This is a genomic window from Prochlorococcus marinus subsp. pastoris str. CCMP1986, from assembly GCF_000011465.1.
GTDB lineage: Bacteria > Cyanobacteriota > Cyanobacteriia > PCC-6307 > Cyanobiaceae > Prochlorococcus_A > Prochlorococcus_A pastoris.
On sequence record NC_005072.1, the window covers coordinates 244,684 to 271,153 of the forward strand.

General features: G+C 32.4%; 26 protein-coding genes and 2 tRNA genes. 14 read left to right on the top strand and 14 right to left on the bottom strand.

Features of this window, described 5'->3' with window-relative positions; genetic code table 11:
- Position 1: 1 nt before the first annotated feature.
- The 5 genes from leuD to TX50_RS01340 all read right to left on the bottom strand — a co-directional run bounded on the left by leuD (position 2) and on the right by TX50_RS01340 (position 4,735).
- Positions 2 to 622: a 3-isopropylmalate dehydratase small subunit gene (gene leuD, locus TX50_RS01320; RefSeq protein WP_011131892.1), complete on the bottom strand. Its 621-nt coding sequence runs from the start codon at positions 620 to 622 to the stop codon at positions 2 to 4.
- Positions 619 to 2,028 (bottom strand): 3-isopropylmalate dehydratase large subunit, encoded by a 1,410-nt coding sequence (gene leuC, locus TX50_RS01325; RefSeq protein ID WP_011131893.1) that lies wholly within the window; start codon positions 2,026 to 2,028, stop codon positions 619 to 621. Before leuC ends, leuD begins: the two co-directional genes overlap by 4 nt.
- Positions 2,029 to 2,041: 13 nt before the next feature.
- Positions 2,042 to 3,343, bottom strand: a complete 1,302-nt coding sequence (locus TX50_RS01330) for a competence/damage-inducible protein A (RefSeq protein ID WP_011131894.1) — start codon at positions 3,341 to 3,343, stop codon at positions 2,042 to 2,044.
- Positions 3,312 to 4,583, bottom strand: coding sequence for a serine hydroxymethyltransferase (glyA, locus tag TX50_RS01335; RefSeq protein ID WP_011131895.1), 1,272 nt, complete (start codon positions 4,581 to 4,583; stop codon positions 3,312 to 3,314). Before glyA ends, TX50_RS01330 begins: the two co-directional genes overlap by 32 nt.
- A 78-nt stretch (positions 4,584 to 4,661) precedes the next feature.
- Positions 4,662 to 4,735 (bottom strand) — tRNA-Arg (locus TX50_RS01340).
- A gap of 88 nt (positions 4,736 to 4,823) precedes the next feature.
- Between TX50_RS01340 and TX50_RS01345 the strand changes: the two genes are divergently transcribed.
- Entirely contained in the window at positions 4,824 to 5,075 is a 252-nt protein-coding gene (locus tag TX50_RS01345) for a hypothetical protein (RefSeq protein WP_011131896.1), read from the top strand.
- A 9-nt stretch (positions 5,076 to 5,084) separates the two neighbouring features.
- The gene (locus TX50_RS01350; RefSeq protein ID WP_011131897.1) at positions 5,085 to 5,366 is read left to right on the top strand and encodes a DUF3181 family protein; all 282 of its coding nucleotides are present in this window, start codon (positions 5,085 to 5,087) and stop codon (positions 5,364 to 5,366) included.
- Between the two features lie 7 nt (positions 5,367 to 5,373).
- Here TX50_RS01350 and murJ read toward each other — a convergent pair whose 3' ends face one another.
- Positions 5,374 to 6,954, bottom strand: a complete 1,581-nt coding sequence (gene murJ / locus TX50_RS01355; RefSeq protein ID WP_011131898.1) for a murein biosynthesis integral membrane protein MurJ — start codon at positions 6,952 to 6,954, stop codon at positions 5,374 to 5,376.
- A gap of 73 nt (positions 6,955 to 7,027) precedes the next feature.
- Between murJ and sfsA the strand changes: the two genes are divergently transcribed.
- The 4 genes from sfsA (at position 7,028) to TX50_RS01375 (ending at position 11,350) form a co-directional block, all read left to right on the top strand.
- Positions 7,028 to 7,774 carry a DNA/RNA nuclease SfsA gene (gene sfsA, locus TX50_RS01360; protein WP_011131899.1) on the top strand — a complete coding sequence of 249 codons (747 nt, stop codon included), beginning with the start codon at positions 7,028 to 7,030 and terminating at the stop codon, positions 7,772 to 7,774.
- Between the two features lie 174 nt (positions 7,775 to 7,948).
- Positions 7,949 to 9,409, top strand: a complete 1,461-nt coding sequence (locus TX50_RS01365; RefSeq protein WP_011131900.1) for an ammonium transporter — start codon at positions 7,949 to 7,951, stop codon at positions 9,407 to 9,409.
- Between the two features lie 89 nt (positions 9,410 to 9,498).
- Positions 9,499 to 10,695: a 4-hydroxy-3-methylbut-2-enyl diphosphate reductase gene (locus TX50_RS01370; protein WP_011131901.1), complete on the top strand. Its 1,197-nt coding sequence runs from the start codon at positions 9,499 to 9,501 to the stop codon at positions 10,693 to 10,695.
- A gap of 94 nt (positions 10,696 to 10,789) precedes the next feature.
- A complete protein-coding gene (locus TX50_RS01375; RefSeq protein WP_011131902.1) occupies positions 10,790 to 11,350 on the top strand; it encodes a DoxX family protein in 561 nt (186 codons plus the stop codon).
- Position 11,351: 1 nt separating this feature from the next.
- Here TX50_RS01375 and purH read toward each other — a convergent pair whose 3' ends face one another.
- Positions 11,352 to 12,905 carry a bifunctional phosphoribosylaminoimidazolecarboxamide formyltransferase/IMP cyclohydrolase gene (purH, locus tag TX50_RS01380; protein ID WP_011131903.1) on the bottom strand — a complete coding sequence of 518 codons (1,554 nt, stop codon included), beginning with the start codon at positions 12,903 to 12,905 and terminating at the stop codon, positions 11,352 to 11,354.
- A 33-nt stretch (positions 12,906 to 12,938) separates the two neighbouring features.
- On the opposite strand from purH, the gene TX50_RS01385 reads away from it, so the two are divergent.
- Complete coding sequence (locus tag TX50_RS01385) at positions 12,939 to 13,556, top strand: alpha/beta hydrolase (RefSeq protein ID WP_011131904.1); 618 nt, start codon at positions 12,939 to 12,941, stop codon at positions 13,554 to 13,556.
- Here the strand turns inward: TX50_RS01385 and TX50_RS01390 are convergent.
- Complete coding sequence (locus tag TX50_RS01390) at positions 13,553 to 13,921, bottom strand: DUF3155 domain-containing protein (protein WP_011131905.1); 369 nt, start codon at positions 13,919 to 13,921, stop codon at positions 13,553 to 13,555. The genes TX50_RS01385 and TX50_RS01390 overlap by 4 nt on opposite strands.
- A 238-nt stretch (positions 13,922 to 14,159) precedes the next feature.
- Between TX50_RS01390 and TX50_RS01395 the strand changes: the two genes are divergently transcribed.
- Complete coding sequence (locus TX50_RS01395) at positions 14,160 to 15,296, top strand: sensor histidine kinase (RefSeq protein ID WP_011131906.1); 1,137 nt, start codon at positions 14,160 to 14,162, stop codon at positions 15,294 to 15,296.
- Here the strand turns inward: TX50_RS01395 and TX50_RS01400 are convergent.
- Entirely contained in the window at positions 15,274 to 16,014 is a 741-nt protein-coding gene (locus tag TX50_RS01400) for an adenosylcobinamide-GDP ribazoletransferase (RefSeq protein ID WP_011131907.1), read from the bottom strand. The two genes, TX50_RS01395 and TX50_RS01400, sit on opposite strands and share 23 nt — an antisense overlap.
- A gap of 98 nt (positions 16,015 to 16,112) precedes the next feature.
- Between TX50_RS01400 and tgt the strand changes: the two genes are divergently transcribed.
- A complete protein-coding gene (gene tgt, locus TX50_RS01405; protein WP_011131908.1) occupies positions 16,113 to 17,231 on the top strand; it encodes a tRNA guanosine(34) transglycosylase Tgt in 1,119 nt (372 codons plus the stop codon).
- A 33-nt stretch (positions 17,232 to 17,264) separates the two neighbouring features.
- Positions 17,265 to 17,405 carry a photosystem II reaction center protein K gene (locus TX50_RS01410; protein ID WP_011131909.1) on the top strand — a complete coding sequence of 47 codons (141 nt, stop codon included), beginning with the start codon at positions 17,265 to 17,267 and terminating at the stop codon, positions 17,403 to 17,405.
- 14 nt (positions 17,406 to 17,419) lie between these two features.
- On the opposite strand, the gene TX50_RS01415 is transcribed toward TX50_RS01410, so the two are convergent.
- The 3 genes from TX50_RS01415 to TX50_RS01425 all read right to left on the bottom strand — a co-directional run bounded on the left by TX50_RS01415 (position 17,420) and on the right by TX50_RS01425 (position 19,834).
- Positions 17,420 to 18,424 carry a Gfo/Idh/MocA family protein gene (locus TX50_RS01415; RefSeq protein WP_011131910.1) on the bottom strand — a complete coding sequence of 335 codons (1,005 nt, stop codon included), beginning with the start codon at positions 18,422 to 18,424 and terminating at the stop codon, positions 17,420 to 17,422.
- A gap of 50 nt (positions 18,425 to 18,474) precedes the next feature.
- Positions 18,475 to 19,743: a hemolysin family protein gene (locus TX50_RS01420; protein ID WP_011131911.1), complete on the bottom strand. Its 1,269-nt coding sequence runs from the start codon at positions 19,741 to 19,743 to the stop codon at positions 18,475 to 18,477.
- Between the two features lie 18 nt (positions 19,744 to 19,761).
- Positions 19,762 to 19,834: transfer RNA gene (locus TX50_RS01425), tRNA-Ile, on the bottom strand.
- A gap of 140 nt (positions 19,835 to 19,974) precedes the next feature.
- Here TX50_RS01425 and pyrE point away from each other — a divergent pair.
- Together pyrE and TX50_RS01435 are read left to right on the top strand one after the other, a co-directional pair.
- Positions 19,975 to 20,535, top strand: a complete 561-nt coding sequence (gene pyrE, locus TX50_RS01430) for an orotate phosphoribosyltransferase (RefSeq protein ID WP_011131912.1) — start codon at positions 19,975 to 19,977, stop codon at positions 20,533 to 20,535.
- Positions 20,536 to 20,538: 3 nt separating this feature from the next.
- On the top strand, positions 20,539 to 21,387 hold the full coding sequence (locus TX50_RS01435; protein WP_011131913.1) for a folate-binding protein YgfZ: 849 nt from the start codon (positions 20,539 to 20,541) through the stop codon (positions 21,385 to 21,387).
- Positions 21,388 to 21,395: 8 nt separating this feature from the next.
- Here TX50_RS01435 and TX50_RS01440 read toward each other — a convergent pair whose 3' ends face one another.
- Positions 21,396 to 22,802, bottom strand: coding sequence for a TM0106 family RecB-like putative nuclease (locus tag TX50_RS01440; RefSeq protein ID WP_036930997.1), 1,407 nt, complete (start codon positions 22,800 to 22,802; stop codon positions 21,396 to 21,398).
- Between the two features lie 81 nt (positions 22,803 to 22,883).
- Between TX50_RS01440 and TX50_RS01445 the strand changes: the two genes are divergently transcribed.
- A complete protein-coding gene (locus tag TX50_RS01445) occupies positions 22,884 to 24,344 on the top strand; it encodes a phosphoglucomutase/phosphomannomutase family protein (protein ID WP_011131915.1) in 1,461 nt (486 codons plus the stop codon).
- Positions 24,341 to 24,916 (top strand): RdgB/HAM1 family non-canonical purine NTP pyrophosphatase, encoded by a 576-nt coding sequence (gene rdgB / locus TX50_RS01450; protein ID WP_011131916.1) that lies wholly within the window; start codon positions 24,341 to 24,343, stop codon positions 24,914 to 24,916. The genes TX50_RS01445 and rdgB overlap by 4 nt, the downstream gene beginning before the upstream one ends.
- 2 nt (positions 24,917 to 24,918) lie before the next feature.
- On the opposite strand, the gene TX50_RS01455 is transcribed toward rdgB, so the two are convergent.
- Positions 24,919 to 26,403 (bottom strand): carotenoid oxygenase family protein, encoded by a 1,485-nt coding sequence (locus TX50_RS01455; protein WP_036930996.1) that lies wholly within the window; start codon positions 26,401 to 26,403, stop codon positions 24,919 to 24,921.
- Positions 26,404 to 26,470 lie beyond the last annotated feature (67 nt).

Here is a 26,470-nt window from a genome sequence, read left to right on the forward strand (position 1 = left end):
ATTAGAAACTAGAATTAAAATTTATATAAGGTAAAGCATTTAATTTGTTTTCAATTAAATCCTTATTTTCAAGTAGTTTTGAAGTAGCATCCCATTCTCCAGATAAAAACATTTTTTTTGAAGTTTCTTTTATTTCAAGATTAAATTTCAATTTTTCTCCTTTTGCAGTTGATTTTAAAAGATCAATCTCTAAGAATAAATTTTTAATATCCAGATATTTTTGGATTTCTTTTATCGATTCCTTTGGAAGATTAAAGCATGGAATTCCAATTGCAATACAGTTACTATAAAAAATATCTGCAAAACTTTCTCCAATTATGGCTTTTATTCCCCATCTCATCAATGCTTGAGGGGCATGCTCTCTGCTTGAACCGCATCCAAAATTACTATTAACAATAAGTATTGAAGCTCCTTTATTAGTCTCTAAATCAAAGGGGTGCTTCCCTTTAAGAGTTTTGCGATCATCATCAAAAACAGATTTACCTAAGGAATCAAAATCAATACATTTAAGAAATCGAGCAGGAATTATTCTGTCGGTATCAATATCATCTCCAACTAATGAGATACATTTACCATTTATTTGAGAAAATTTTCCTATTGGCGGTATAAATTTTGAACTCATTTGTTAATAAAATCTCTTACGTCACTAACTTTTCCTGTAATTGATGCAGCGGCAACCATTGCTGGACTCATGAGAAGCGTTCTTCCATTTGGAGAACCCTGTCTACCTTTGAAATTTCTATTGCTAGAGCTGGCACTTACTTGATTCCCAATGAGTTTGTCTGAATTCATTGCTAAACACATTGAGCAACCAGGTTCTCTCCACTGAAAACCTGCTTTTATAAATATTTTATCAAGACCTTCCTCTTTCGCTTCTTTCGCAACCTTCTCTGAGCCTGGAACTACAAAAGCTTTTATATTTTTTGCTACTTTATTATGCTCCAAAACTTGAGCGGCAACTCTTAGGTCACTTATCCTTCCATTTGTACAACTCCCAATAAAACAAACATCAATTGGAGTATTTTTAATTGATTGTCCCGGTTTGAAACTCATATATTCATATGCCTCCTCAGCAATAAATTGGTCGTTTGGATGTATTTGATTTAATGAAGGGATTTTTTGATTTACGCCGATACTTTGCCCAGGCGTAATACCCCATGTAATGGTAGGTTCTACTTTAGAAGCATCTAACTTGAATACATCATCATAAACACAATTATCACTACTTTCTAATGATTTCCACCATTTAACGGCTTTTTCCCAATTTTCATTTTGAGGCGAGCATAATTTATCCTTCATATAACTAAAGGTTTTTTCATCAGGATTTATATAACCGCATCTTGCTCCTCCTTCAATGGACATATTGCATATAGTCATCCTTTCTTCCATTGATAATTCACTTATGGCAGGACCTGCAAATTCATAGGCATAACCTACTCCTGCTTTTACTCCGAGTTGATTAATTATATGTAGCACTAAATCTTTAGCATAAATTCCATTTGATAATTTATTTTCACACCAAATTTGTCTGACTTTGAGCTTATTCATAGCTATGGTTTGACTAGCAAGTACATCTCTTACTTGGCTAGTACCAATACCAAAAGCAATTGACCCAAAGGCTCCGTGAGTTGATGTATGAGAATCTCCACAAGCAATAGTCATGCCTGGTTGGGTCAAACCAAGTTCAGGAGCTACTACATGAACTATTCCTTGATTACCACTCCCAATATTAAAAAATTTAATTTTGTGCTCGATACAGTTCTTTTCTAAAGTATCGATCATTTGTTCTGCCAGATTATCTTTGAAAGGCCTGCTTTGATTATCTGTTGGCACAATATGATCAACTGTAGCTACAGTTCTTTGAGGGAATTTTACTTTTAAATTTTTATCTTTTAGAGCTCCGAATGCTTGCGGGCTAGTAACTTCATGAATAAGGTGAAGACCGATTAAGATTTGATCGGAGCCACCAGGAAGATTTGCAACTTTGTGTAAATCCCACACTTTATCAAATAAGGTATCTTGACTCAATTTGCAAAAAAAATTACTTACTACTAGATAATAAGATTAATCTAAAGCTGTTTAAACACACATTTACACTTAGTCTTTGAATTTCAATTCTATTTCTTGTTGAGCTAAATATTTTTTTAATATTAGTCAAGTGACCATTTGGTCCTGCAATTGAGATATAAACTAATCCAACAGGCTTCTCTTTATTACCTCCACTTGGACCGGCAATGCCACTAATTGCGATAGACCAATCTGAATTTAGTTTTTCTTTTGCATTAATTGCCATAGTTTCAGCAACCTCTTCAGAAACAGCACCAAATTTTTTTATCAGATTTTCTGGAACACTTAATAAAGATTGTTTAAGGTTATTACTGTATGAAATAATACTGCCTTTAAATACTTGTGATGAGCCTGGTATTGATGTGATTGAAGAGGAGAGAAGACCTCCGGTACAGGATTCTGCAAAAACGAGAGATTCTTTTCTTTTTAATAATTCCTTTATTAGTACGCTTGATAAATTATCATCGTCTTCACCAAAAATAAATTTGGAAAACTCTTTTTTCAATTTTTCTTTAACGGGGTTAATTATTTTTCTTGCTTCTAATTCATTTTTAGCTCTTGCCGTTAGTCTGAGCTTAACTTCTCCTAAGTTAGCGTATGGGGCGACAGTGGGGTTTTTTAGTTTTAGAAGATTATTAATCTTTTCTGAAATAGTAGACTCTCCAATACCAGAAAATTTAAGAGTATTTGAGAAAAATATATACCCATCTGAAAAATTACTTTTAATATAATTAACTGCAGTTTCTTTCCACATTTCTTTCATTTCACTTGGCACTCCTGGAAAAGTCAGGATGGTAAATCCCTCAATTGGTTTCCATATCATGCCAGGAGCAGTGCCTCTAGGATTATTAATTATTTGAGCATCTTTTGGGAAAAAACATTGTTTTTTTAAACTAGATCTGTCGAAATTTGAACCTGAAATTGAAAGCTTTTTTTTTATTTGATCCCATAAATATCCTCTTTCAGAAAGAGTTGCATTAAAAGATTTAGCAATTGCCTCCGTAGTTAAGTCATCTGGAGTAGGGCCAAGACCACCTGTAGTAATTAATAAATTACTTCTTGAAGATATTTCTTTAATTAGCTTAGAAATCCTTTCAGAATTATCTCCAATAGTTGACTGTCTAAAATGGTTAAGTCCTAAAGTTGATAACTCCTCAGAAATCCATTGAGCGTTAGTATTTACTATATTTCCTAAAAGTAACTCAGTTCCTATAGAAAGAATTTCAACCCCTTTACAGTTAGGATCATTTGATTGATGCTTCAAGTTCGACTTCATAAAGAGGAAAACGATTACATAAAGTTAATACCCTTTCCTTGCATTTTTTTTCTGTTAATAAATCATCTGGATTGAGTAATCTATCAGCAATAATTTCACCAACTTCAACAAAAGCATCATCATTAAAACCTCTAGTAGTTAAAGCTGCAGTTCCCAATCTCAACCCACTGGTTACAAAAGGTGATTCAGGATCAAACGGGACAGTATTTTTATTTGCTGTTATGTTAACTTCACTTACAAGTAAGTCAGCAACTTTACCAGTCATATTAATACTTCTTAAGTCAAGCAAAACAATATGATTATCAGTTCCTCCACTAACAATATCTATTCCTCTTTTAATTAAAGTTGAAGACAGAACTTTTGCATTATTAATAACCTGTTTTGAGTAATTAACAAAGTTGGGCTTTAAGGCTTCTCCAAAGGCGACAGCTTTAGCTGCGATAATATGTTCTAAAGGACCACCCTGAGTTCCAGGGAAAACAGATTTATCAAATTTCTTTCCAAATTCCTTATCTTTACATAAGATCAATCCTCCTCTTGGACCTCTCAAGGTCTTATGTGTTGTCGTAGTTACAACATCACAATACGGTATTGGATTAGGGTGGAGTTTGGTTGCTACTAGTCCTGCTATATGAGCAATATCAGCCATTAAAAAAGCTCCAACTTCATCAGCGATTCTTCTGAACGACTCGAAATCAATTTTTCTCGGATAAGCAGAATATCCACAAATAATTAGTTTTGGTTTTGTAGCTAATGCAATATCTCTAATTTCATTAAAATTTAATTTATTAGTTTCTTTATCAACTCCATAGTGAACGGCATTGAACCACTTTCCGCTCATGTTGACTGGGGATCCGTGGGTTAAATGTCCTCCATGCGATAGATCCATTCCAAGTATTGTGTCACCAGGTTTAAGTAAACTTAGAAAAACAGCTGCATTTGCTTGTGCTCCACTATGGGGTTGAACATTCGCCCAGTCTGCATCAAAAAGTTGTTTTGCTCTTTCGATTGCAAGTTCCTCTATCTCATCTACAAATTCACAACCACCGTAATATCTTTTTTGTGGAAGACCTTCAGCGTATTTATTTGTTAAAACCGAACCCTGAGCCTGCATTACAGCCATTGATGCAAAATTCTCACTAGCTATCAATTCAAGATGTGTTTCTTGCCTATTTTTTTCGGAATTAATTAAATTAGATATGATTGGATCACTTTCTTTAAGATTTTGAAGAATATTCATTAAAATAAAGGGAACATTTATTTAAATATAGACGATATTTTGAGAGAAAATGTAAAAAAAATATATCATAAATTTTAACGCGCCTGGAGAGATTCGAACTCCCGACACCCTGATCCGTAGTCAGGTGCTCTAATCCACTGAGCTACAGGCGCATATTTATGTAATATCTCTGGTCCTGGGTCTCTTAGTCAACTAGATTTCAGTTAAACTATCTAATATTAACAATCTAAATTTATAATTATGCCGATTAAATGGTATGGCAATGGTGATTCAGAAGACCCCATTTACAAACATTTTTCCAGAATAGTAAATTTTGTAATTCATTGTATGGTATTCACTGCAGTCGTAAGTGGAACTTGGCTTTTTAAAGAGATTAAACATGACTTAGTTTTTTTTAATAATTTTGCAATTGCATGGGCAGTCATTCTCTCATCGCATTTACTTTTTGTATTTATAAAAAAACCTAAGGATTATAAAAAACAATCAACTTAAGTTTTTATTATGAATTCTCAGATGCAAATCAGTGATCTAGAAAATATTATTTCAGAAAAAATTTTTATAAAAATAGAAAAATGGAATCTGTACCTTGGAGATGCTGGTTTAGCTAGAAATCTTGCTTTGGAATGTATTAGCAATTTAGATAAAGGTAGTCAGCAGGCTGCAAAATTAGGCTTAGAAGCTATTAAGGTAAAAATTGGAGATGGAAATCAAACAATTCTTTTGTCTAAGTTGATAACTGCATCACAAATTTGTGATTTAGAAGAAATACTTGGTAATTTATGATTCTTAATCATATTTTGATTAGTGGATTGAATTTATTAACCCCGAATAACTTGGTTATCGAAAAATAAATAATCAAAAAAGCCAACAATCCTATAACTAATATAAATAGCTCCCAAACGTTCGGATTTAATACATTTATATCCTTGATAACTGCATAACAAATTGTGCTTGTAATAGAGCAGGCTAATGAAATAAGAACAAAGTTTTTTAATAAAATAATTTTAGGGATTTTGATTCCATAAGTATTAAAGTTTGAAGTAAGAAAAATACAAATAATTAAGTTAACTATTCCTGAAGAAAGGATTATACCAATAACACCAAAATTATAAGGAGATAAGTTTCCATAATTAATAGTTGGAGCTCCTACTAAAAACCAATCGAAAAAAACATTTAGTATTATTCCAGCGAAAGATAATTGAAAGGGTAACTTTGGTTTCTCAATTGCATAATAAGCTCTAACTAATAAATCTCTGTAGAGATAAAAGGGAATTCCAGCAGCATAGGCAATTAAAATATTTTTTACTAAAAATACGGCTTCGGAATTAAAAGCACCTCTTTGAAAAATAAATTGCACTAATTGATTATTAAATGTGATAAAAAAACCAGTCAAAAAAATAGTTGTTAAAAAACAATATTCTATTCCTGAGATTAAACTTTTTTCTAAGTTTCTATTCTCTTGCTTACTATTGAATTTTGAAAACTTTGGAAGTAGTGGCAATATCAAAGCGTTTGATAAAACTCCCAGTGGAGCTTGTATAAGAAAATTACCGTATGCTAATCCCGATGCGGCACCTTGAAAGCTTGAAGCAAAAAACATATCAACAAAAACATTAATTTGCCCTAAACCTGATGAAATTGTTGCAGGAGCGATTAATTTGAAGATTCTTTTCTCTTCATTTTTAAATAAATGCCAAGCCGAATTAAATCTAAATAAGCCGATCTTATTGATTTCCCAGCACTGAATAGCAAATTGTATACAAGTACCTGTTAAGGTCGCTTTGGCCAGTAATCCTGAATAAACCAAATAATTAGAATTTGTATTTTGATGACTAAAGATCCAACTGGCTGAAATAAATAAAATTGTTGTCAGACTTGTTAAAGCTGGACTTATGCTTGATAAGAAAAATTTATTTCTTGAATTTAAAGCTCCAAAACTCAACCCTATAAAAGCAGAAAGAGGAATACAAGGAGTTAAGATTTTTAATTGATAAGTTGCGATAGATTTAGCTTCATCACTTAAATTTGGGGCTATAAAGTTTATTAGAAAACCTGAATTAAAATATACAACTACTCCTAGAATAAAAAATAACAAAGTCAGTTTAATACTTACTTTTGTTAATACGAGGCCCCCCTTTCTCCTCTTAAGTGGAGTTAGCACTGCTACAACTGCATTATGTAATGGGCCATTAATTCCACCAATAATAATAAGTAAAAAACCTGGGATTATGTAGGCGTAGTTATAGGCGTCGTATGTTATTCCAATTCCAAAGGCTGCAGCGATAAATATTTGTCTTATAAAACCCGCAACTTTACTTAGAGATGTGGCAAAAGAAATTGAAGCTAAATTATTTTTAAAATATGAATGCATTTGATATTGAGTTAAATCTTTTCAAGAAGATTTAGATTCCATTATATTTTGTTTCTAATCTAGTTCACACTTTATGAATGATCGAATAATTGAATTTGAACCATTAATTGAAGGTATTTTAATTAAAAGATATAAAAGATTTCTCGCTGATATTCAGATTGAAAATGGAGAAATAGTTACTGCCCATTGTGCTAATACAGGCCCGATGAAGGGTCTTTTAAACGAAGGAGCTAACGTAAGAATTAGCTTCTCTTCATCAACTAAAAGAAAGCTACCTTGGACTTGGGAACAAGTAAAAGTAATAGGAAGAGATAACAAAGAGGTATGGGTTGGGATAAATACATTATTTGCAAATAAACTGATTAGAAAAGTTATTGAACAAAACCTATTCAAAGATAAACTCGGGGAGATAGCTAAAATCAAGTCTGAAGTACCTTATGGCAAAGATAAAAAAAGTAGAATTGATTTTCTTTTAACTCCAAAATCTTCAAATCCTGATAATCGTAACATTTATGTTGAGGTTAAAAATACTACTTGGACAAAAAATAATGTAGCTCTTTTCCCTGATACGGAGACTAAAAGAGGACAAAAACATTTAATAGAATTAAAAGGCTTAATTCCTGAAAGTAAAAGTGTTTTAGTTCCTTGCATTACAAGAAAAGATATAGATTATTTTGCCCCTGGAGATGAATCAGATCCATTGTATGGAGAGCTTTTTCGAGAATCAATTAGTGCAGGTATGTTACTAATTCCATGCTGTTTTGAGTTTCATTCAGATCATGTAGCTTGGAAAGGATTTAAACCCTTAAAATTAAATTAATTTTTTGGGATTTTAAGTTGATTTAGAAAAAATACCTCAATTTAACAAAGATTATTTGGTATACAACAATTAAATTGGTATAAACGACTACTAGACATACATAAGTTTTCTGAGCAAAATTATATATGAAAGGAAACAGGACCTCCTGTTTTTTTGCAGACTAATTTTTTATTTATGACCACTGCTTTGCAAACGCCTCAAAGGCGCTCTAGGTCCAAACTTCAAGATGCAAGTCTTGTAAACGGACCTATGCTCCTTTTGAGGAGTATTCGTGGGTTCAGTTCAAACCGCTCAATGTTGTGGCTTGCAACTGTCCCTCTAGCTTTGTTTGGTTTAGGTATTTTTAATCTTTCAGCTCACGCAGCTGATTTACCTGAGTTGAATGCAGCTTTTCTAGCTAACAATTTATGGCTTTTGATCGCTACTATTTTAGTGATCTTCATGAACGCCGGTTTCGCTATGGTTGAAGCGGGTATGTGTCGGTCTAAAAACGCCGTCAACATTCTTGCTAAAAACCTTTTCGTATTTGCTTTAGCTGTAACCTCTTATTGGTTTATTGGCTACTCATTAATGTACGGAGGAAGTGTTGCTGACGGATGGCTATATTTTGGAGGCTTATTTTTTGATCCGACAGTAACAGCCGATATGGTTACTGATGCTGGATTAGTTCCAACAGTTGATTTCTTATTCCAGTCTGCTTTTGCAGGTACTGCAGCAACTATCGTTTCTGGTCTTGTTGCTGAAAGAGTTAAATTTGGTGAATTTGTTGTTTTTGCGATTGTATTAACAGCATTTATTTATCCAATTGCTGGTAGCTGGAAATGGAATGGTGGCTGGCTTGATTCTCTTGGTTTCGTTGACTTTGCAGGTTCTTCAATTGTTCACTCAGTTGGAGCATGGGCAGGTTTAGTGGGGGCTATGCTCCTAGGACCAAGAATCGGTAAATACTCCGATGGAAAGCCACAGGCTATGCCTGGTCACAATATGGCTATTGCTACTTTAGGCGCTTTAATTCTATGGATAGGTTGGTACGGATTTAATCCTGGTTCTCAACTTGCTATGGATCAATGGGTTCCATATGTTGCTGTAACGACTACTCTTGCAGCTGCAGCTGGTGCTATTGGAGCAACTATTGTTTCTACTTTAACTTCCGGAAAGCCAGATCTTACTATGATCATTAATGGTATTCTTGCTGGTTTGGTAAGTATTACTGCAGGTTGTGGTGACATGACTCTTGCGGGAGCTTGGTTCGCTGGACTAGTTGGCGGTATTATCGTTGTATTCTCCGTTGCAGCACTTGATGCAGCTGAAATTGACGATCCTGTTGGTGCATTCTCTGTTCACGGAGTTTGTGGTGTATGGGGTACCCTAGTTATTGGTCTTTGGGGAACTGCAGTTCAAGGAGATGGAGCAGGTATGGGATTGTTCAATGGTGGTGGTATTAATCTACTTCTTGTTCAAGCTCTTGGTGCCGCGGCTTATGCTATCTGGACACTAGTTACTTGCTGGATCGCTTGGTCTATTATCGGAGGTTTATTCGGAGGAATCCGTGTATCTGAGGAAGAAGAGACTCAAGGTTTAGATATTTCTGAGCATGGTATGGAATCATATCCAGACTTTGCATCTGCTAAATAAACTAAATTTAAGTAAATTCAAGAAATCTGACTTATGTCAGGTTTCTTTTTTTTGCAATAAATTATTAAAAATGTTGTAATATCAAAAATATGGACACTCAAGCTTTTAGAAGATCTCTTCATCATTCGGACAGATATAACCGAAGAGGTTTTGACTCTCCTACTAAAAGAGCCCAAGCTTTAGAAGAAGCTTACCAAAGTGATTTAATTACCTCAATTAGAAATAATAGTTTTACATATAAAAAAGGGAGATTAAATATAAAATTAGCCCAGGCATTTGGTTTTTGTTGGGGAGTTGAAAGAGCTGTTGCAATGGCCTATGAAACTAGAAGACATTATCCTGATGAGAATATTTGGATAACAAACGAAATAATTCATAATCCCTCAGTTAATGATCATTTAAGAAAAATGAATGTTAAATTCATTTCAGCAAAAAATGGCATTAAGGATTTTTCTTTGGTTTCAGATGGAGATGTGGTTATCTTGCCAGCTTTTGGTGCTACTGTTCAAGAAATGAAACTTCTTCATGAAAAAGGTTGTCATATTATTGATACAACGTGCCCTTGGGTTTCAAAGGTGTGGCATACGGTAGAAAAACATAAAAAACATACTTTTACCTCTATAATCCACGGTAAATTTAAGCATGAAGAAACTCTTGCCACTAGTTCATTTGCGGATAAATATCTTGTAGTGCTTAATCTTGAGGAGGCAAATTATGTCTCAGAATATATTCTTGGTAGAGGCAATAAAAATCATTTTCTTAATAAATTTGCTCAGGCTTTTTCCAATGGATTTGATCCAGATAAAGATTTAGATAGAGTTGGAGTTGCTAATCAAACAACAATGTTAAAAAGCGAAACAGAGGAGATAGGAAAAGTTTTTGAAAAAACGATGCTTCATAAATTTGGTCCAGAAAAATTAAATAGTCACTTTTTAGCTTTCAATACTATCTGTGATGCTACAGAAGAAAGACAAGATGCGATGTTTTCATTAGTTGATGAAGATTTAGATATCCTTGTGGTAATTGGTGGATACAATTCTTCAAATACAACTCACTTGCAAGAGATAGCTATAAATAAAAATATTTCTTCTTTTCATATTGATACACCTGAAAGGATTTCAGTTAAGGAAAATTCTATTCTCCATAAACCACTTAAATCTGAAATGGTTTTGAAAAAGAATTTTATTCCTGATGGAGAAATTAAAGTAGGTATTACTTCTGGAGCTTCTACTCCAGATAAGATAGTCGCTGATGTTATTGAAAAGTTAATTGCTATTACTAAGTAAATATTAATTTTTCTGCTTAATTTTTAACTTTATTAAATACATATCACCTAAAGATCTACGTTATTATCTAGAATAATTAAAAATAATTTGAAGAATGGAAGACACAACACAATCTAATCGAGATCAAACAGCCAAAATGAATGCTTCAAAGCCTCCTCAAAAGGTGGAAGTTGTTGTAGCTAATCCCTCTACAAGTTCAGAGGTCAATATATTAGGCGAATTATCTATATTTATTTTAAGGATCGGTTTTAGTGTTTTGATGATTCATCATGGCTTGGAGAAGCTTCAAGATCCTCAAGGCTTTGGTGAGTTTGTTGTAGGCAAATATTTCCCATTCTTACCAGGCGACCCTGTCCTTTGGACATATGGAGCAGCTATTACTCAATTAGTATGCCCATTAGGATTAGCATTAGGAGTTTTTGCAAGACTTAGCTCTCTCGGACTTTTCTCCACGATGGCATTTGCTGTTTATTTTCACCTCTTAGATACTGGCCTAGAAGGGTTCCCATTAGCAGTGGTTGAGGGTCATAACTATGCTTTTGAGCTTTCTTTCATATACGGGGCTATCTCTCTTTACTTTTTATGTGCCGGACCAGGAAGGTTGGCGCTTCTTCGTAAAACAAACAAAATCACTTATTATCCAAAAACAAATTGATTTAGTGTAGAAAATGTCTCTTGTTTGTAAATACCATAGAAATACCCTTTAAATTGCACATTTCAATACTTTCTTCATCCCTTATACTTCCTCCAGGCTGAATAATTGAGTTTATTCCATATTCATTAGCAAGCTCTACTGTATCTGCGAATGGGAAGAATCCATCGCTTGCTAAAACCCCTCCGTAACCATTTTCCTTCGCAGCTTGTAAAGCTATTTTTGAAGCTCCAACCCTGTTCATTTGTCCAGCTCCGATGCCAAGAGTTTGTTGGTCTTTTGCAATAACAATGGCATTTGATTTAATGTGTTTGCAAATTTTCCAGGCAAAACTCAAATCTAAATAGTCCTGAGTACTTGGAAATTTTTTCGTAACTGTAATCCAACTTTCAGTTTTTTCTTCAATATTATCAGTGTCTTGAACGAGTAATCCTCCCATTATTGATTTAGTTGAAGTTTGGTTCTTATTTGGGATTTGATCTTTTGAAAACTTTAAAATTCTTAAATTCTTTTTGATTTTTAAAATTTCTAAAGCCTCTGGATCAAAAGATGGAGCTACGACACATTCTAAAAAAATATCTTTGAGGTTAATTGCGGTTTCACTATCCACATTTGAATTAAAAGCAACTATTCCTCCAAATGCACTAACTGAGTCACATTTCAAAGCGTTCAAAAATGCTTGAGAGGCTGAATTACCTATAGAAGCACCACAAGGATTATTGTGTTTTAAAATGACAGATGCAAACGTCTCTGTTGTAAGTTCATCTTTTTCTTCATAGCCAAATTCTAAAACCGTTGAAAGTGCCGACTCAAGATCTAATAGATTGTTATAACTTAACTCTTTCCCTTGTAACTGTTCTGCTGAGTTCCATCCAATATTATTTAAACCATACCAAAAAGCTTTTTGATGAGGATTTTCCCCATATCTTAAGGTTTTGATTAGTGGATAAGATTCAATATATTTGGAAGATTGTAAACCTCTTTCTTTTCTTATCCAATTAGATATCGCAGTGTCATAGTCAGCTGTATGTTGAAAAGCTTCAAGTGCTAATTTTGCTTTATATGTTTCTTTTAACTCCCCTTTTTTACTTTCTTCAATAAATTCTTGATATTGACTAGGATCGACTAAAACGGAAACGTCTTTATGATTTTTAGCCGCAGAACGAATCATTGATGGTCCTCCGATATCAATATTTTCAATAGCATCTTCCCATTTAGATCCCTTTTCAACAGTTTTCTTAAAAGGATATAAATTGACAACTACTAATTCAATTAGTTCAAGATCGTAAGCTTCTATATCTTTTTTATGTTCCTCATCTGTTCTTTTAGCTAATATTCCTCCGTGGATTTTCGGATGTAAAGTTTTAACTCTTCCTCCAAGTATTTCTGGAGAATTAGTAAAATCTGCGACTTTAATAACTGGAATTTTTGCCTCCATTAGATGTTTAGCAGTACCTCCACTTGATAGAATTTTATAATTAAATTTTTCTACCAATTCTGTACAAAATGGAATTATATTTTTTTTATCGGAGACACTTACTAGGGCTAATGGTGACATTATTGAAAAGTTAACTTACTTAAGAATATAAACATGAAATATGATATTGATCATGAATTTGTCGGGATTAGTTCTCAAACCGCAACTCATAGAATAATTTTGCTACATGGCTGGGGAGCTGATGCAGATGACCTTTTAACACTTGGAAAGGAGATTATAGAAAAAATAAATCTTGATTTTGAGGTAATTTCTTTGAGGGCTTCTGGATTACATCCAAGTGGTCTGGGAAGACAGTGGTATCAATTATATCCACATGATTGGGAGGGGGCTGAGGTTGAAGTAAATAAACTTTTAGATACATTAAAGAAATTTGATACTGATCAGATTTCAATAGAAAAAACAATTTTGTTGGGTTTTTCTCAGGGAGCAGCTATGGCAATTGATGCAGGATTTAAATTAAGGTTAGGACTAATTGTTGCTTGTAGTGGTTATCCCCACCCAAACTGGGCTCCAGGAGAAAAATGCCCACCACTAATTGTTAGTCATGGTTTATTTGATGAAGTGGTACCTATAGATGCTTCAAGAATTATTCATGAAATGGTAAGAAGTAAGTCTTCTAAATTTTGCGAATTAATAGAATTTGATGGATCCCATCAAATTGATTCAGGTTTAATTGATTTTATAAGTTCAAATATAAATAATTTTTTTTAAACGAAAGCATATTCGTATTCTTCAATCTCTTCCCAATCATCTGCAGTAAGTTCTAGACCTTCAAATATTTTTTCTTCACCAATTCCCTCAACTACGACTTTTAGTGATGGAAATAGAAAATGATTTTCTTCAGCATATTGGGCGCTAAATAAACCTTTTTGACCCCAAAAAAACCTATCAGTGGTATGTTCATTTCTTCGAACATTGAAAACTGAAGGGGCAGACAAAGCATTTTCAGCTATAAATCTTCTAGCAGCTGTAACTGGTTTATGTTTGCCAGTTTCGATATGATAAATAGGTACATGTGCCATTACTCTTTGGCCAGCCAACCTTCTTCTGCTGATTCTTTTTCTCTTTTTTGACATTGATTGGTACTCCAAGAATTATAAATGAGATTAGTCTTATTTATTTTTACTAATCTTATATCTGTGATTTTGAATTCACTTAAATTACATAGAGGACCCATCAACCCCTGATGTAGCTTAAAATATGATTAAATATTCATATTTAAGGCTGGCTAAAGTCAGACCTCTTTATATATCTTAATACTTTTTTCATATTTTACAAGTCCTTTTTCAGATTTTTTTTTAAATTTCACTAATTATGAAGCTCTCAAAAAAATTTGAAGAATTAATCATAAAACAGCTAGAGAGCTTTGGTTGCTCAATGGGCGTGACTCATTTGGTTATGTATCTTGCTTCAACGGAGCAAGGAACTAAAGCATCATTTGAAATGATTGGTCAATGGCCACAAATCGATAGGCTTCTGGTATCAGTAGAAGATGATCCTTCACTAAAAGTATCTTCTCCTAATAGAAGATGGTACCCGCTTCAAGAAAACGATATCCTACTTGGTGTCCTTAGGGTAGAAACTGATTTAAAAGAAGGGAATTGGCCAGTATCTCTTGACTCTAGATTAAAAGCACTTTCACTATCTTTAGCTAAATGCGTTTCTATCGAATTAGAACGTCAAAATAAAAATGAAGAAATTAATTATTTAAAAAGTCAGGTCAATGTCATAATCCATCAATTGAGAAATCCATTGGCTGCTCTTAGGACATATGCAAAATTACTAATAAAAAGACTTGGTTCAGATGTTGACTCTATTGAAATAGTTGAACGCATGATAATAGAGCAAAAACAAATTAATAATTATATGGACTCTTTTGCGCAATTAAATTCACCTATTCAACTCCCTCTAGACATTGGAGAGGAAAGATTATTATTACCACCAAATTTAGATAACAAAAAGCTAATAACTGTTCAGAGTTTATTGAGGCCAATTTTAGAAAGGGGTCAAGCTAATGCGAACTTAGAGAATAGAGATTGGACAGAACCTTCTCTTTGGCCAGATTGGACTTTATCGCCATTAAAGGCTAAATATGCTGTAATTGCCGAAATTGTGGCTAATTTATTAGAAAATGCGTTTAAATACGCCCACAAAGATGCTGAGATTGGAGTCGCCATTATGAGTAAAGGTCTGTGCATATTTGATGATGGTAAAAAAATAACCAAAATTGAAAATGAGAAAATTTTTCAAAAAGGCTTTCGAGGATCTGCGGCTAAGAAGAAGGATGGTACTGGTGTTGGACTTTTTTTAGCGAGGAAATTAGCAAAACAAATTGGAGGAGAGTTGAGATTGCTTGAAAACTCCTCAATTAATGATGTAGAGGAATTAAAAAGTTTTAAGAAGAAGAATATTTTCTATTTAGAACTTCCTATAAAAGAATTGCATTCATAAATAACATTGCAGTTTCGACTAGTACAACACTCGCACCGCAGGCATCTCCATTGAAGCCTCCAATTTTATTCCCAAGTATGTTTGGAATAGAATAACTTAAAAAAATACCAATTAAAATTAAAAATAAAAATTTAATTAATATAGCTTGGGATGTAATTGAAACAAATTGGTATGCGATGAAAATTAAAAGAAAAACGATGGAAATCAAAGATTCTTTTTTAAATCCATTCCAAAACTTTTTATGACTAATAGATTTTTTCTTGTAACTCATATATTTAAACTTTTCTATAAAAAATAAATTTGAAAATCTTCCCCAAAATAAGCATATTGGCAAAACAATAATTATTTGGTTTTGAATTTTGAGTATGCAAGCAATCTGAATTAAAGTTATAAAAAATAAAGATTGAACACCAAAGGATCCAACTTTACTGTCTTTCATGGCTTTTAAACGTTTCTTTTTACCCGCGAAAATGCCATCGAAAGTATCCATTAAACCATCGAGGTGTAGACCTCCTGTAATTAAATATCCTGAAGCTAAACAGATTAAAGTAGATGCATAAATAGACCAAGAGTTTACGCTTAGAAAAATAAAAATATAACTCTGTATTGTTCCAATAAAAAATCCCAAAGGCGGCGCAAATTGTGCAATATTTTTAAATTCGGGATTAATTAAAGGTATCTTTGGAAATGTCGTATAGAAAATCCAAGATCCAGCCAAATTTTTTATTAAATATTTTTTGATGAGATAAAAATAGATTCAATATTAAATAATAGGGTAGATTATTAAAAAAGGATCAAAAAATCTTATAAATTATCGTGTTTGAATTTGAAATTAAATCGAATTGTAGTAATACAGAGGCAAGAACTGGTATATTTCATACCCCAAATGGTCAGGTAAACACTCCAAGATTTATGCCTGTGGGTACTTTGGCAACGGTTAAAGGGATTTCATCTGAGCAGTTAATCTCTACAGGATCGGAAATGATTCTTTCGAATACCTTCCATCTTCATCTGCAACCTGGAGAAAAACTAGTTAAAGAATCTGGTGGAATTCATAAGTTTATGAATTGGGATAAGCCTATTCTTACTGATTCAGGTGGATATCAAGTTTTTAGTTTGGCCAAATTAAATAATATTTCTGATAAAGGTGTGGAATTTAGAAATCCAAGAGATGGTAGTCATGTATTTTTATCACCTGAAAAAGTAATGCAGATTCAAATGGATCTTGGTTCTGATGTTGCCATGGCTTTTGATCATTGTCCTCCGCACACAGCTAACGAAAATGATATTGAGGACTCTTTAGAAAGAACTCATTCATGGTTGCAAAAATGTGTTGAGACTCATCAGAAATCAAATCAAGCATTATTTGGAATAGTTCAAGGTGGTAAGTATCCAAGATTAAGAGAACATAGCGCAAAATTTACAAGTTCTTTTGATCTACCTGGAATAGCGGTAGGAGGTGTCAGTGTTGGAGAGGCAGTCGAAGAAATACACAGTGTAATTAATAACGTCCCGAAATTCTTACCAATAAATAAACCAAGATATTTAATGGGAATTGGCTCTCTAAGAGAAATTTCTTTAGCTGTTGCAAAAGGATTCGATATATTTGACTGTGTTTTGCCTACAAGACTGGGAAGACATGGGACTGCATTTTTTAATGATGAAAGATGGAATATACGTAATGCCCGCTTTAAAAATGATTTTTCTCCAATAGATAAAACTTGTAAATGTGAAACTTGTAAATCGTACTCTCGTGCTTACTTACATCATTTGGTTAGAAATGATGAAATATTAGGTCTAACGCTTATAAGCCTACATAATATTTCTCATCTAATTCGATTTACAAATGCAATTTCTGCTGCAATTAAAGATAATTGTTTTACAATAGATTTCGCTCCATGGAAAAGATCCTCTATTGCTCACCATACGTGGTAACGTCTTAACATAATTAATTAATTTATTAAGAAGGTGCTCACTCTTTTAAATACATTCGCTGAATTGCCTGAAGCATATAAGGCTTTCGCTCCAACCGTTGACGTTCTTCCTTTAATACCTTTATTTTTCTTTTTATTAGTTTTTGTTTGGCAAGCTGCAGTAGGGTTTAAATAAAATCTATTTATGATTCAGAAGGGTATTTCAAGGGATATTGCATCACCAGAGTTTTCTACTGCACATTCAATAAAATCTGCAATTTTTAACGCTCTTGATGCTTGTTCTCCGTCCACTTCTGGTAACTCTTTACCTTGTACGCACTTAAGAAAATGTTCTAATTCTGCATATAAAGGTTCGATAGAGGTTGTGCTTACTTCTTCAACATAACCATCATTTCGATAAACTAATTCTCCATGCTCTGCTGTATAGGATTCATGCGCTTTTCTATGGATTTGTAGAGAATGATTTAAGAAGTCTGTTTCAACTAGACCATTTTGGCAATGTGCACTTAAATTCCTAATTTTTTTATGACTCATTTTGCTGGCAGTTAAGCTTGCAATAATATTATTCTTGAAAACCAAAGTAGCATTTACATAATCTATTAAGCCATCACTATTTCTTCCTCCGACGGCGGCTAATTTCTGTATCTTTGAATTAACTAATTCAAGCACTAGATCAATATCATGAATCATTAAATCCATAACTACTGACACATCATTTGCTCTGTCAGCATGAGGACTGTGCCTTCTTGCTTCTAAAACAACAATATCTTCATTTTGAATTATTTTATTTAACTCCCTAAAAGCAGGGTTAAATCTTTCAATATGTCCAACTTGTAGAAGACAGTTATTAATTTTAGAGGCATTTATTAAAGATTTAGCCTCTAGCTCAGTAGCTGCAATAGGTTTTTCAATAAGAACATTAACACCTGCCTTAAGACAATCTAGGCCTACTTTGTGATGGAGAAGTGTAGGGACAGCAATACAAATTGCATCCACTTTAGAAATAAGATCATGATAATCTTTAAACCACTCACATTGAAATTGCTCTACTGCTAATTTACCTCTGCTTTCGTCTGGATCGGCAACTCCAACTAAATCTGCATCTCTTAGCAAACTAAGCACTCGAGCATGATGCCATCCCATATTTCCTATACCGATTACTCCAACCTTTACTGAGGATGAGGTTGGTTTCATATCTAATAGTCCATGTATATTTAGTTATTATCCTTCATTGGATGTCAATTTTAACTTTTTGGTAGAAATATTTTTACACGATCTATTTTGGGACCTGACATTGAAATTATTTCAAATTTAATATTTTTAAATTCTAAACTATCTCCGATTTTTGGGACCATTTGAAATTTTTCAAGAAGAAATCCAGCGAGTGTATGATAATCAGCTCCTTCTGGAAGAAAACATCCCAACTTTTTGTTGATTTCTATTATTTCTGCTTTACCAGCAATTGACCACTTCTTAGAGAAATTATCCAACATTTTCATATCAGAATATACTCTGGTGTTTAGCATTTCTTCCCCAACAATTTCGCCAGTAAGATCAGCTGCAGTGATAAGTCCCTCAGTCCCACCATGTTCATCAACAACCAGTAAAAATGGATTATAATCTCTAACGATAGGTAATATTTCTGCTAGTGAGCATGTCTCTATTACTTTTGTTACTGGCAAAAGGAAAGGCTCTAATAATGTATTTGCTCCCATTTCGCTTTTAGAAATTGGTTTTGCTAAGTAACGTAAATCTAAAACTCCTAAAACATCATCAAGAGACTCACCAATTACAAAAAAACGAGCATGCCTTGTTTTATCAACCTGTTTCATAAGTTCAGCAAACGTAATATTTTTTGGCAAAGTTACCATCTCAGATCTTGGAATCATTACTTCTTTGACTTGAGTATCTTTTAAAGCAAAAACACCTTCTAAGATGTTTTTCTCATCAGGCTTTAATCCCGTGACATTATCTGTTTCTATTAATGTTTCTAATTCACCTGCCGATAATACTGAATTTAATGAATCCCATTTGTTGTTTAGATTAAATAACCTTAAACAAGCACTTGCAAAAAATTCAATTACAGAGACAATAGGTTGCATTCCTTTTCGAACTGCATCAAAAATTGTAGTTAATCTCAAAGCGGCTGACTCTGGATTATTAATTACTAATGCTTTAGGAATAAGACCTGATATGAGGGTGACTATAAGTACAATAAATAAAAATAATAAGAGATCATATATTCGATTTGAAAATTTATTTACGTTCCAAAAATCATTAGCCAAACCTTTACTTAACCAACCAACAGCTACAAGAGAAATTGTCACACCAAATTGAGATGCTATTAAAGAAGATCTGAATCTTTTTTGAATTTTTAAAATGGAAAATGCTCCTTTTCTTTTCTCTTCTATCAGTCTTAAAACTTTACTTGGCCTTATTAATAAAAACGAAAGTTCACTCGCAGCAAAAAAAGCTGGAAATATCAAAAGTAAAAATAGTAAAGTTATTTTCATTCAATAACAAATTAGTGATGGGGGTGGCGAGGATCGAACTCGCCTAAGCCAAATTATGAGTTTGGTGCATTCACCAGATTGCTACACCCCCAGATTTTCTGCAGTAATGATTAATTACATTCGATTTACATACAATATAAAAATAATATTTCAAAAAGCACCAACTTAGTAAGTTTTTGTGAGATTTCTTTTTTTTCTCCTAATCTTGAAATATAAGCTTAACCTCTATTAATGAACAATTTCTCGCAGAAGAATAAATTAAATAAGGAGAATTTGTTAAAACTTTTAATTGAAAAGTCTTATAAGAAAGGAAACTTTACTTTGGCATCTGGCAAAAAAAGTGCTCATTATCTAAATTGTAAACCTGTATCTTTAAATGGCACAGGGTTGAAATTAATTAGCAATTTGTTTTTGGAGTTAATGGATCCAAGTTCAAAAGCTGTGGCTGGGTTGACTTTAGGAGCCGATCCTTTAGTTAGTGGTTTAATCGTAACAGCTGCTTCTCAAGGGTTATTAATAGATGCTTTAATCATCAGAAAAGAAATAAAAGAATATGGAACAAAGGCTGGGTTAGAGGGGCCTATATTAAAAGAAGGAACTGAAGTAACTGTCTTAGAAGATGTTGTGACTACTGCTGGATCAGCTATTAAAGCAATTAATAAGTTACGCGAAAATAATCTTTTAGTTAAAGAAGTTTTGTCTATTGTCGATAGAAGAGAAGGAGGATATGAGGCCTTGAAAGAACAAAATATACAATTAAAAAGCTTATTTTCAATAGAAGACTTTCTATAAATAATGTCAAAAATTAAAGAAAATAAAGAACAATTTTGGCTTGAAAAATTTGATTGCTTTTCTGTTACTGGAAAAGATAGTAAAAGATTCTTAAATGGAATAACTACAGGAAATATTGTTGATTTAAATAACAAGGTTTTAAAATCTTGCTGGTTATCCCCAAATGGAATTTTAAAGTCATTACTTGAAATTAATTGCTCAGAAAAAGAATTAAAAGTAATTGTCTTAGTAGGAAATACTAGTGAGATTAGAAAATACTTTAATGACATTATTTTTCCGTCTGACGATGTTTCATTAAGTGATTCTTTTTCAATAAATAGACTTCAGCAAGTTGATGATATGAATTCTTGGAGAATCACTCAACCTATTTTTTTAAAAAATGAAGATAAAAAATATGATTTTTATAAAAATAATCCAAATTCAATGAATACTAATGACTTGCAATTGTGGAAGATTAATCAGGCTATACCATCTTTAAATAGTGAAATTAATGGAAAAAATAATCCACTTGAATTAGGATTAACAGATCTTATAGACTTCAATAAAGGTTGTTATTTGGGTCAAGAAACAATGTCAAAAATCAAGAATGTTTCTTCTTTAAAGCAGGAGATCAGAGTATGGACGGCTAAAGATAAAGATGTGAATTTAGAATCTGTGAATAAAATTCTTTTTAATAATCAGAATAAAGAAAAATCGGTTGGTTATATTACCAGCATTTATGTATTAGAGTCTCGAATAATAAAAGGCCTAGCAATGATAAAGAGAAAATATTTAGATAAGGGAAATCCATTTTTCTCTGATAATTTTGGCCAAATTTCATTAGAGAAATCTGTAGGTTCAACTTTTCTTTAATTAACCTTTTAATGTTTTTTGATTAACCACTTCGCGATTTGAAGTGTAGCCAAACAGTCATCTCGATTATATTTAATTATTTTTTTTAGGAAAATATCATTTAAGGTGCTTTTATATTGTATCCACCAATATAAAGCTTTTGATCCACTTACATTTTCTTGCTCCCATTTGAATCCAATCCAATTAGCAACTGTTTTTAAACTATAGTTTCTAATAGGTAATATCCACGATCCTCTTACAATTAAGTGTAAGTCTATAAATCTGGAATTTAGGATTTCAATTTCTTTTAAATCGAGATCTGATTGCCTAGCTAAATTTAAAATTGCAATTTTCTCAGTCTCTCCATAATGTAAAACTGGCCAGTATTTTTGAGAAAAAAGTTTTTGAATAATTTCTTGATTAGATTTTTTAGTATTGTTTTTAAGGTTTAATATTGGATCATAAAAATCATCTTCAATATTTTCAAACAAACTATTTACTTTTAAAAATCCATATAAAAAATCATGTTTATCATCTGGATTTGACTCAATATCAAAAATAAAGAATCCCGAATCTTTATTTTTTAAAAGATAAGATAAGTTTTTATTTTCCAAAATTCGAATTGGTATTCCTGATAAATATGCTTTTGATTGCTTTATAAACTTTGAAGCTTTTTCAAATCTTTGCTCCTTAAATTGAAAAAGTTTTTTTCCTAAATCGATTTTCTTGGTAGCAGCTAGTTCTTTAATATTAGATATCCCATTTTTTTGGAGAAACAAGGCTGTTTTAGAACCAATACCATCTATATCAGTTAGATATCCATTATCTTTTGCTTCTGTATCGCAAAACTTTTGCCATGAACATATCGTACATTTTTTCCTGTCTTCAGTAATATCTGGAATAGATCTTTTTAGATATTCATTTAAATTTAAAAAGGTATGTATTACTTTTTTTCTTAAGCGTGGATTTAAATCAATTTTTTCAATATTAATTCGATTTGAAAAATTTGAAATTACCAATCCTTTTTCAATTTTTGCTTCTTGAAAGGGTTCTAATAACATCGAAGAAAAAGCTAAATCGAATAGATGCTCTTTTGTTGTTCTATGGCCTAACTTATATACAACAGGTATATATTTATATTCGCCCCATTTGCTATGACCACCTACTTTTTTAAGTAATTGAGGTTGCATTTCTGTATTTATATTATTGATTACTTTAGATCTTGCCTTTAATCCGATTACTCCACTTGAACCCCTCTTACAGGCTTTTTCCCCAGAATATAAATCTCCATCACTTAGTTTGTAAAAGGTTTTGTATCGTTTAATTATTTCTATAGATTGATGTGGTGACCAAATTCTTTGAGACTTATTGCCCTGATAATCGAGCCAAGCTTTTCTTTTGCATCTTATAAAACTTTTTAAATAAAGATTATTCAAATTTTTTTGCAAAGGCAGTTTAAATTTTTACTTATATAAATTAATATAGATAATTATTGGAAATTAAGGAACTATTTTACTTTGTCTTCAAATGAACTAGATGAAATAAAATTCGGAACTGATGGCTGGCGAGGAATAATTGGTTTTGATTTCAATCTATCAAATCTCTCAAGAGTTGTAGTCGCTTCTTGTCAGGAATTATATTATCAATACTTCGAAGAAACAAATTCTAAAAAAATTCTTATAGGGTACGATCGTAGATTTATGGCAAATGAGTTCGCAAAAGAGATAGCATCTTTTGTTAAAGGGTGTGGTTTTGAACCCATTCTTTCTACTAGTTATGTGCCCACCCCTTCCTGCAGCTTATACGCCAAAAAATTTATGTTTTTAGGTTGTTTAGTTATTACTGCAAGTCATAATCCTTATAATTGGCTGGGTTTAAAGATTAAAAGTTTTAAAGGATGTTCTGTGGATGAATCTTTTACAAAGGAAGTTGAAAAAAGGTTACTTCTGGGAAACTCAATTGAAAGATTGGAAGGTGCATATGAAAAAGTTGATATTAAGAAGTTTCATTTAGATCAAATTAAATCTAATTTTAATATTGATTTTATTGCTAATAATTTAAAGAAAATGAATTTGCATATTTTTGTTGACTCTATGCATGGTTCAGCAGCCAATTGCCTTAGTCAGATCTTTGAAGGTTATGATTCAAAAATTTTTACTGAAATTAGAGCAGATTATGATCCTTTATTTGGAGGAAATCCTCCAGAGCCACTGCTAAAATATTTAGATAATTTAACTAAAACATTAACAAAAACTTCTAAAAATGGTATTAAAACGCTAGGCATAATTTTTGATGGGGATGGCGATAGGATTGCTGTAATTGATGAAAAAGGAAGATTTTGTAGTACTCAAGTTTTATTACCTTTCTTTATTAGTTATTTGGGAGAAAAGAATAAGAATTTATATCCAGTACTTAAAACTGTTAGTGGTTCAGACATAATTAGTAATATCGCAAAAAATCAAGATAGAGAGGTTTTCGAACTACCGGTTGGTTTTAAATATATCGCAAAAAAAATGATTAAAGAAAAAATATTTATTGGAGGAGAGGAATCAGGAGGGGTAGGTTTTGGAGACTTTATGCCGGAGAGAGATGCTTTATATGCAGCTATGATTTTACTAAATGGAATCGCAGAAAAATCAAAATATTTATATGAAACTTTAGATCAAATTCAAGAAAATTTTGGTCCAAGTTTTTATAGAAGAATTGATGTTAAATTTCCAAATCAATCAGAAAAAGAAATTCTTGAAAAATATATTAAAAATAATATTCCTTCAAAAATATGTGGCTATAGTATAAAAAGTGTATCAAATATCGACGGCATAAAATTGAGAATGGATAATAATTTTTGGCTATTATTTAGGTTCTCAGGAACAGAGCCTCTTTTAAGATTGTATTGTGAGGCAAAATCTGAAAATGATTTAAATGAGGTTTTGGAATGGAGTCAAAAATACATAAATAAAGTAAAAAATATAAAATGAAAAAATTATATTTAGCAAGCAAAAACCAAGGTAAAATTGAAGAATATAAAAAATTACTATTAAATGTAAATTGCCAATTATTGCTTCAACCAGAATCAATAGAAGTTGAGGAGAATGGGATAACATTTAGGGAGAATGCAATCAAAAAAGCAAGTGAAGTTTCTAAAAAAACGAGGAATTATGCTATTGCAGATGATTCAGGAATATGTATTGATGCTTTGGACGGTAGGCCAGGAATTTACTCATCAAGATATGCAGAAAATGATCAAAAAAGAATAGAAAGAGTTTTACATGAACTTGATGGAGAAAAAAATAGAGGTGCTTTCTTTATTGCAAATGTTTGTGTTTGTTCTCCTTCTAGAGATGTGATATTAGAATCAGAGGCTAAATGTTTTGGAAACATTATTCTAAGCCCTAGAGGAAAAGGGGGTTTTGGGTATGACCCAATTTTCGAGGAGAGATCTACCAGATTAACTTTCGCAGAAATGAATAATGTTATTAAAGACTCTTGTAGTCATAGAGGTAGAGCACTAAAAAAAATTATTCCAGGCTTGCTTGAAATTTTTTCTTGACTTCAATTAACCCAAGATCCATGAAGGCCATGTGGAATCGAAATAGGTAATTCATAAACAGCTAATTCTTTTAAGTCATTTGCGTCTAAGATCACTAAATCGCTTCCTCTTCTTTCTCCGTTCCATAGAAGTATAAATAAAAATCCCTCATCTTCTTTTGAAGAGTTTTCTGATGGAACCATAATTGGTTCACTAACGAATCCACTTGGACCTGCTGACCAAGAAATCTCTTCCTTAGAAGTTAAATTTATTTTTTTTATTGCTTGAAGTGGAGCGTTCCCAAGTTTTTGAGATGTGCTTGCCATCCAACTAAAAGTTGCTGTTAGTCCTAAGTTTTTAGGATTAACAACAGCAAATTCACAACATTGTTCACTTAAAGTTTCAAGTTCACAAGTTTTTTTCTTTAGATCGATAAATGATCTTTTCAGTTTTCCTTCTGGATATTTATCAAAGTCAATATCCCTAAAATTCTCGTCTGGACCAACTGATGGAAAATCATCATAAAAAATACTATCTAATACGATTTTGGAATCTTTTTCAAATGCATTTACATGATGAAAAACGAATCCTTCTGGAGCATCTATTGTTAACGGTGGCTGACCTCTAAATAATCCACTTTCTCTGGGGATGATAAAAAACTTTGCCTTTTTATTTGGGTTTGACTTTAGACATTGTGCTGCTCCTCTTTGACCCATTACAAATGGAAGAGGATTGAAATCAATAGCATTCTGCAAAAATATTGCCCAATTAGTTGTAATTGCGAAATCATGAAGGAATGCAAAGCCATTAAAGGTATCTTTTCTGTCGAAAATGAGCTCTCCAGAATTTAAACCAGTATTATTAAATTCCATTAATCTAATGGTACTTTTTGGCCCGGTTTGTACTCCAAACGTGACTAAAAGTTCTGAAGATGCTTTTGAGTTTAGGTCTTTTTTTGGATGTGCACTGAATGCTTCGTTAGGCTTGAGTACCCCTTTTAATGTTGTTAAACCAATAGTGTCCAGACTATCAGGATCTATTGCATGTGGACCGGCTGCTTCCCATAATGCAAGAATTTCATCTCCTAATTTAACGACATGAGTATTAGCGATATTCTTGAATTTTAGATCTAATGCATTATTTAAAATTCCTCCATTTTTTTGTGTACCAAAAACACCTCTATAAATAAATTTATTTATTTTTTCTTCCTCCAAATAGCCTTTAGTTTTAACAAATCTATTTGTTAAGAACGGCTGACCATTTTCGAATTTTATGGATGTTATCATTCCATCTCCATCAAATGGATGATGAACCCATTGTCCACCTCTCTCTAATATTCCTGGTCCATTTCTTAATAATGTTCCATTTAAATTATTAATATTATTACCTTTGCTGATTTTTAGAGGCTCATTGGTAAGCTCCTTTTCTACATTTTGATACGCACTTGACCAATCTTCTTTATTAAAACTTTTAGGTTTATCAATTTTTTTATCTTGTAAATTAGTCACAACAAAATAATAACTTTGTCTATCTTCGCCAAAAATCAACTGAATTGTGGCTGATTCGAAAAAATTC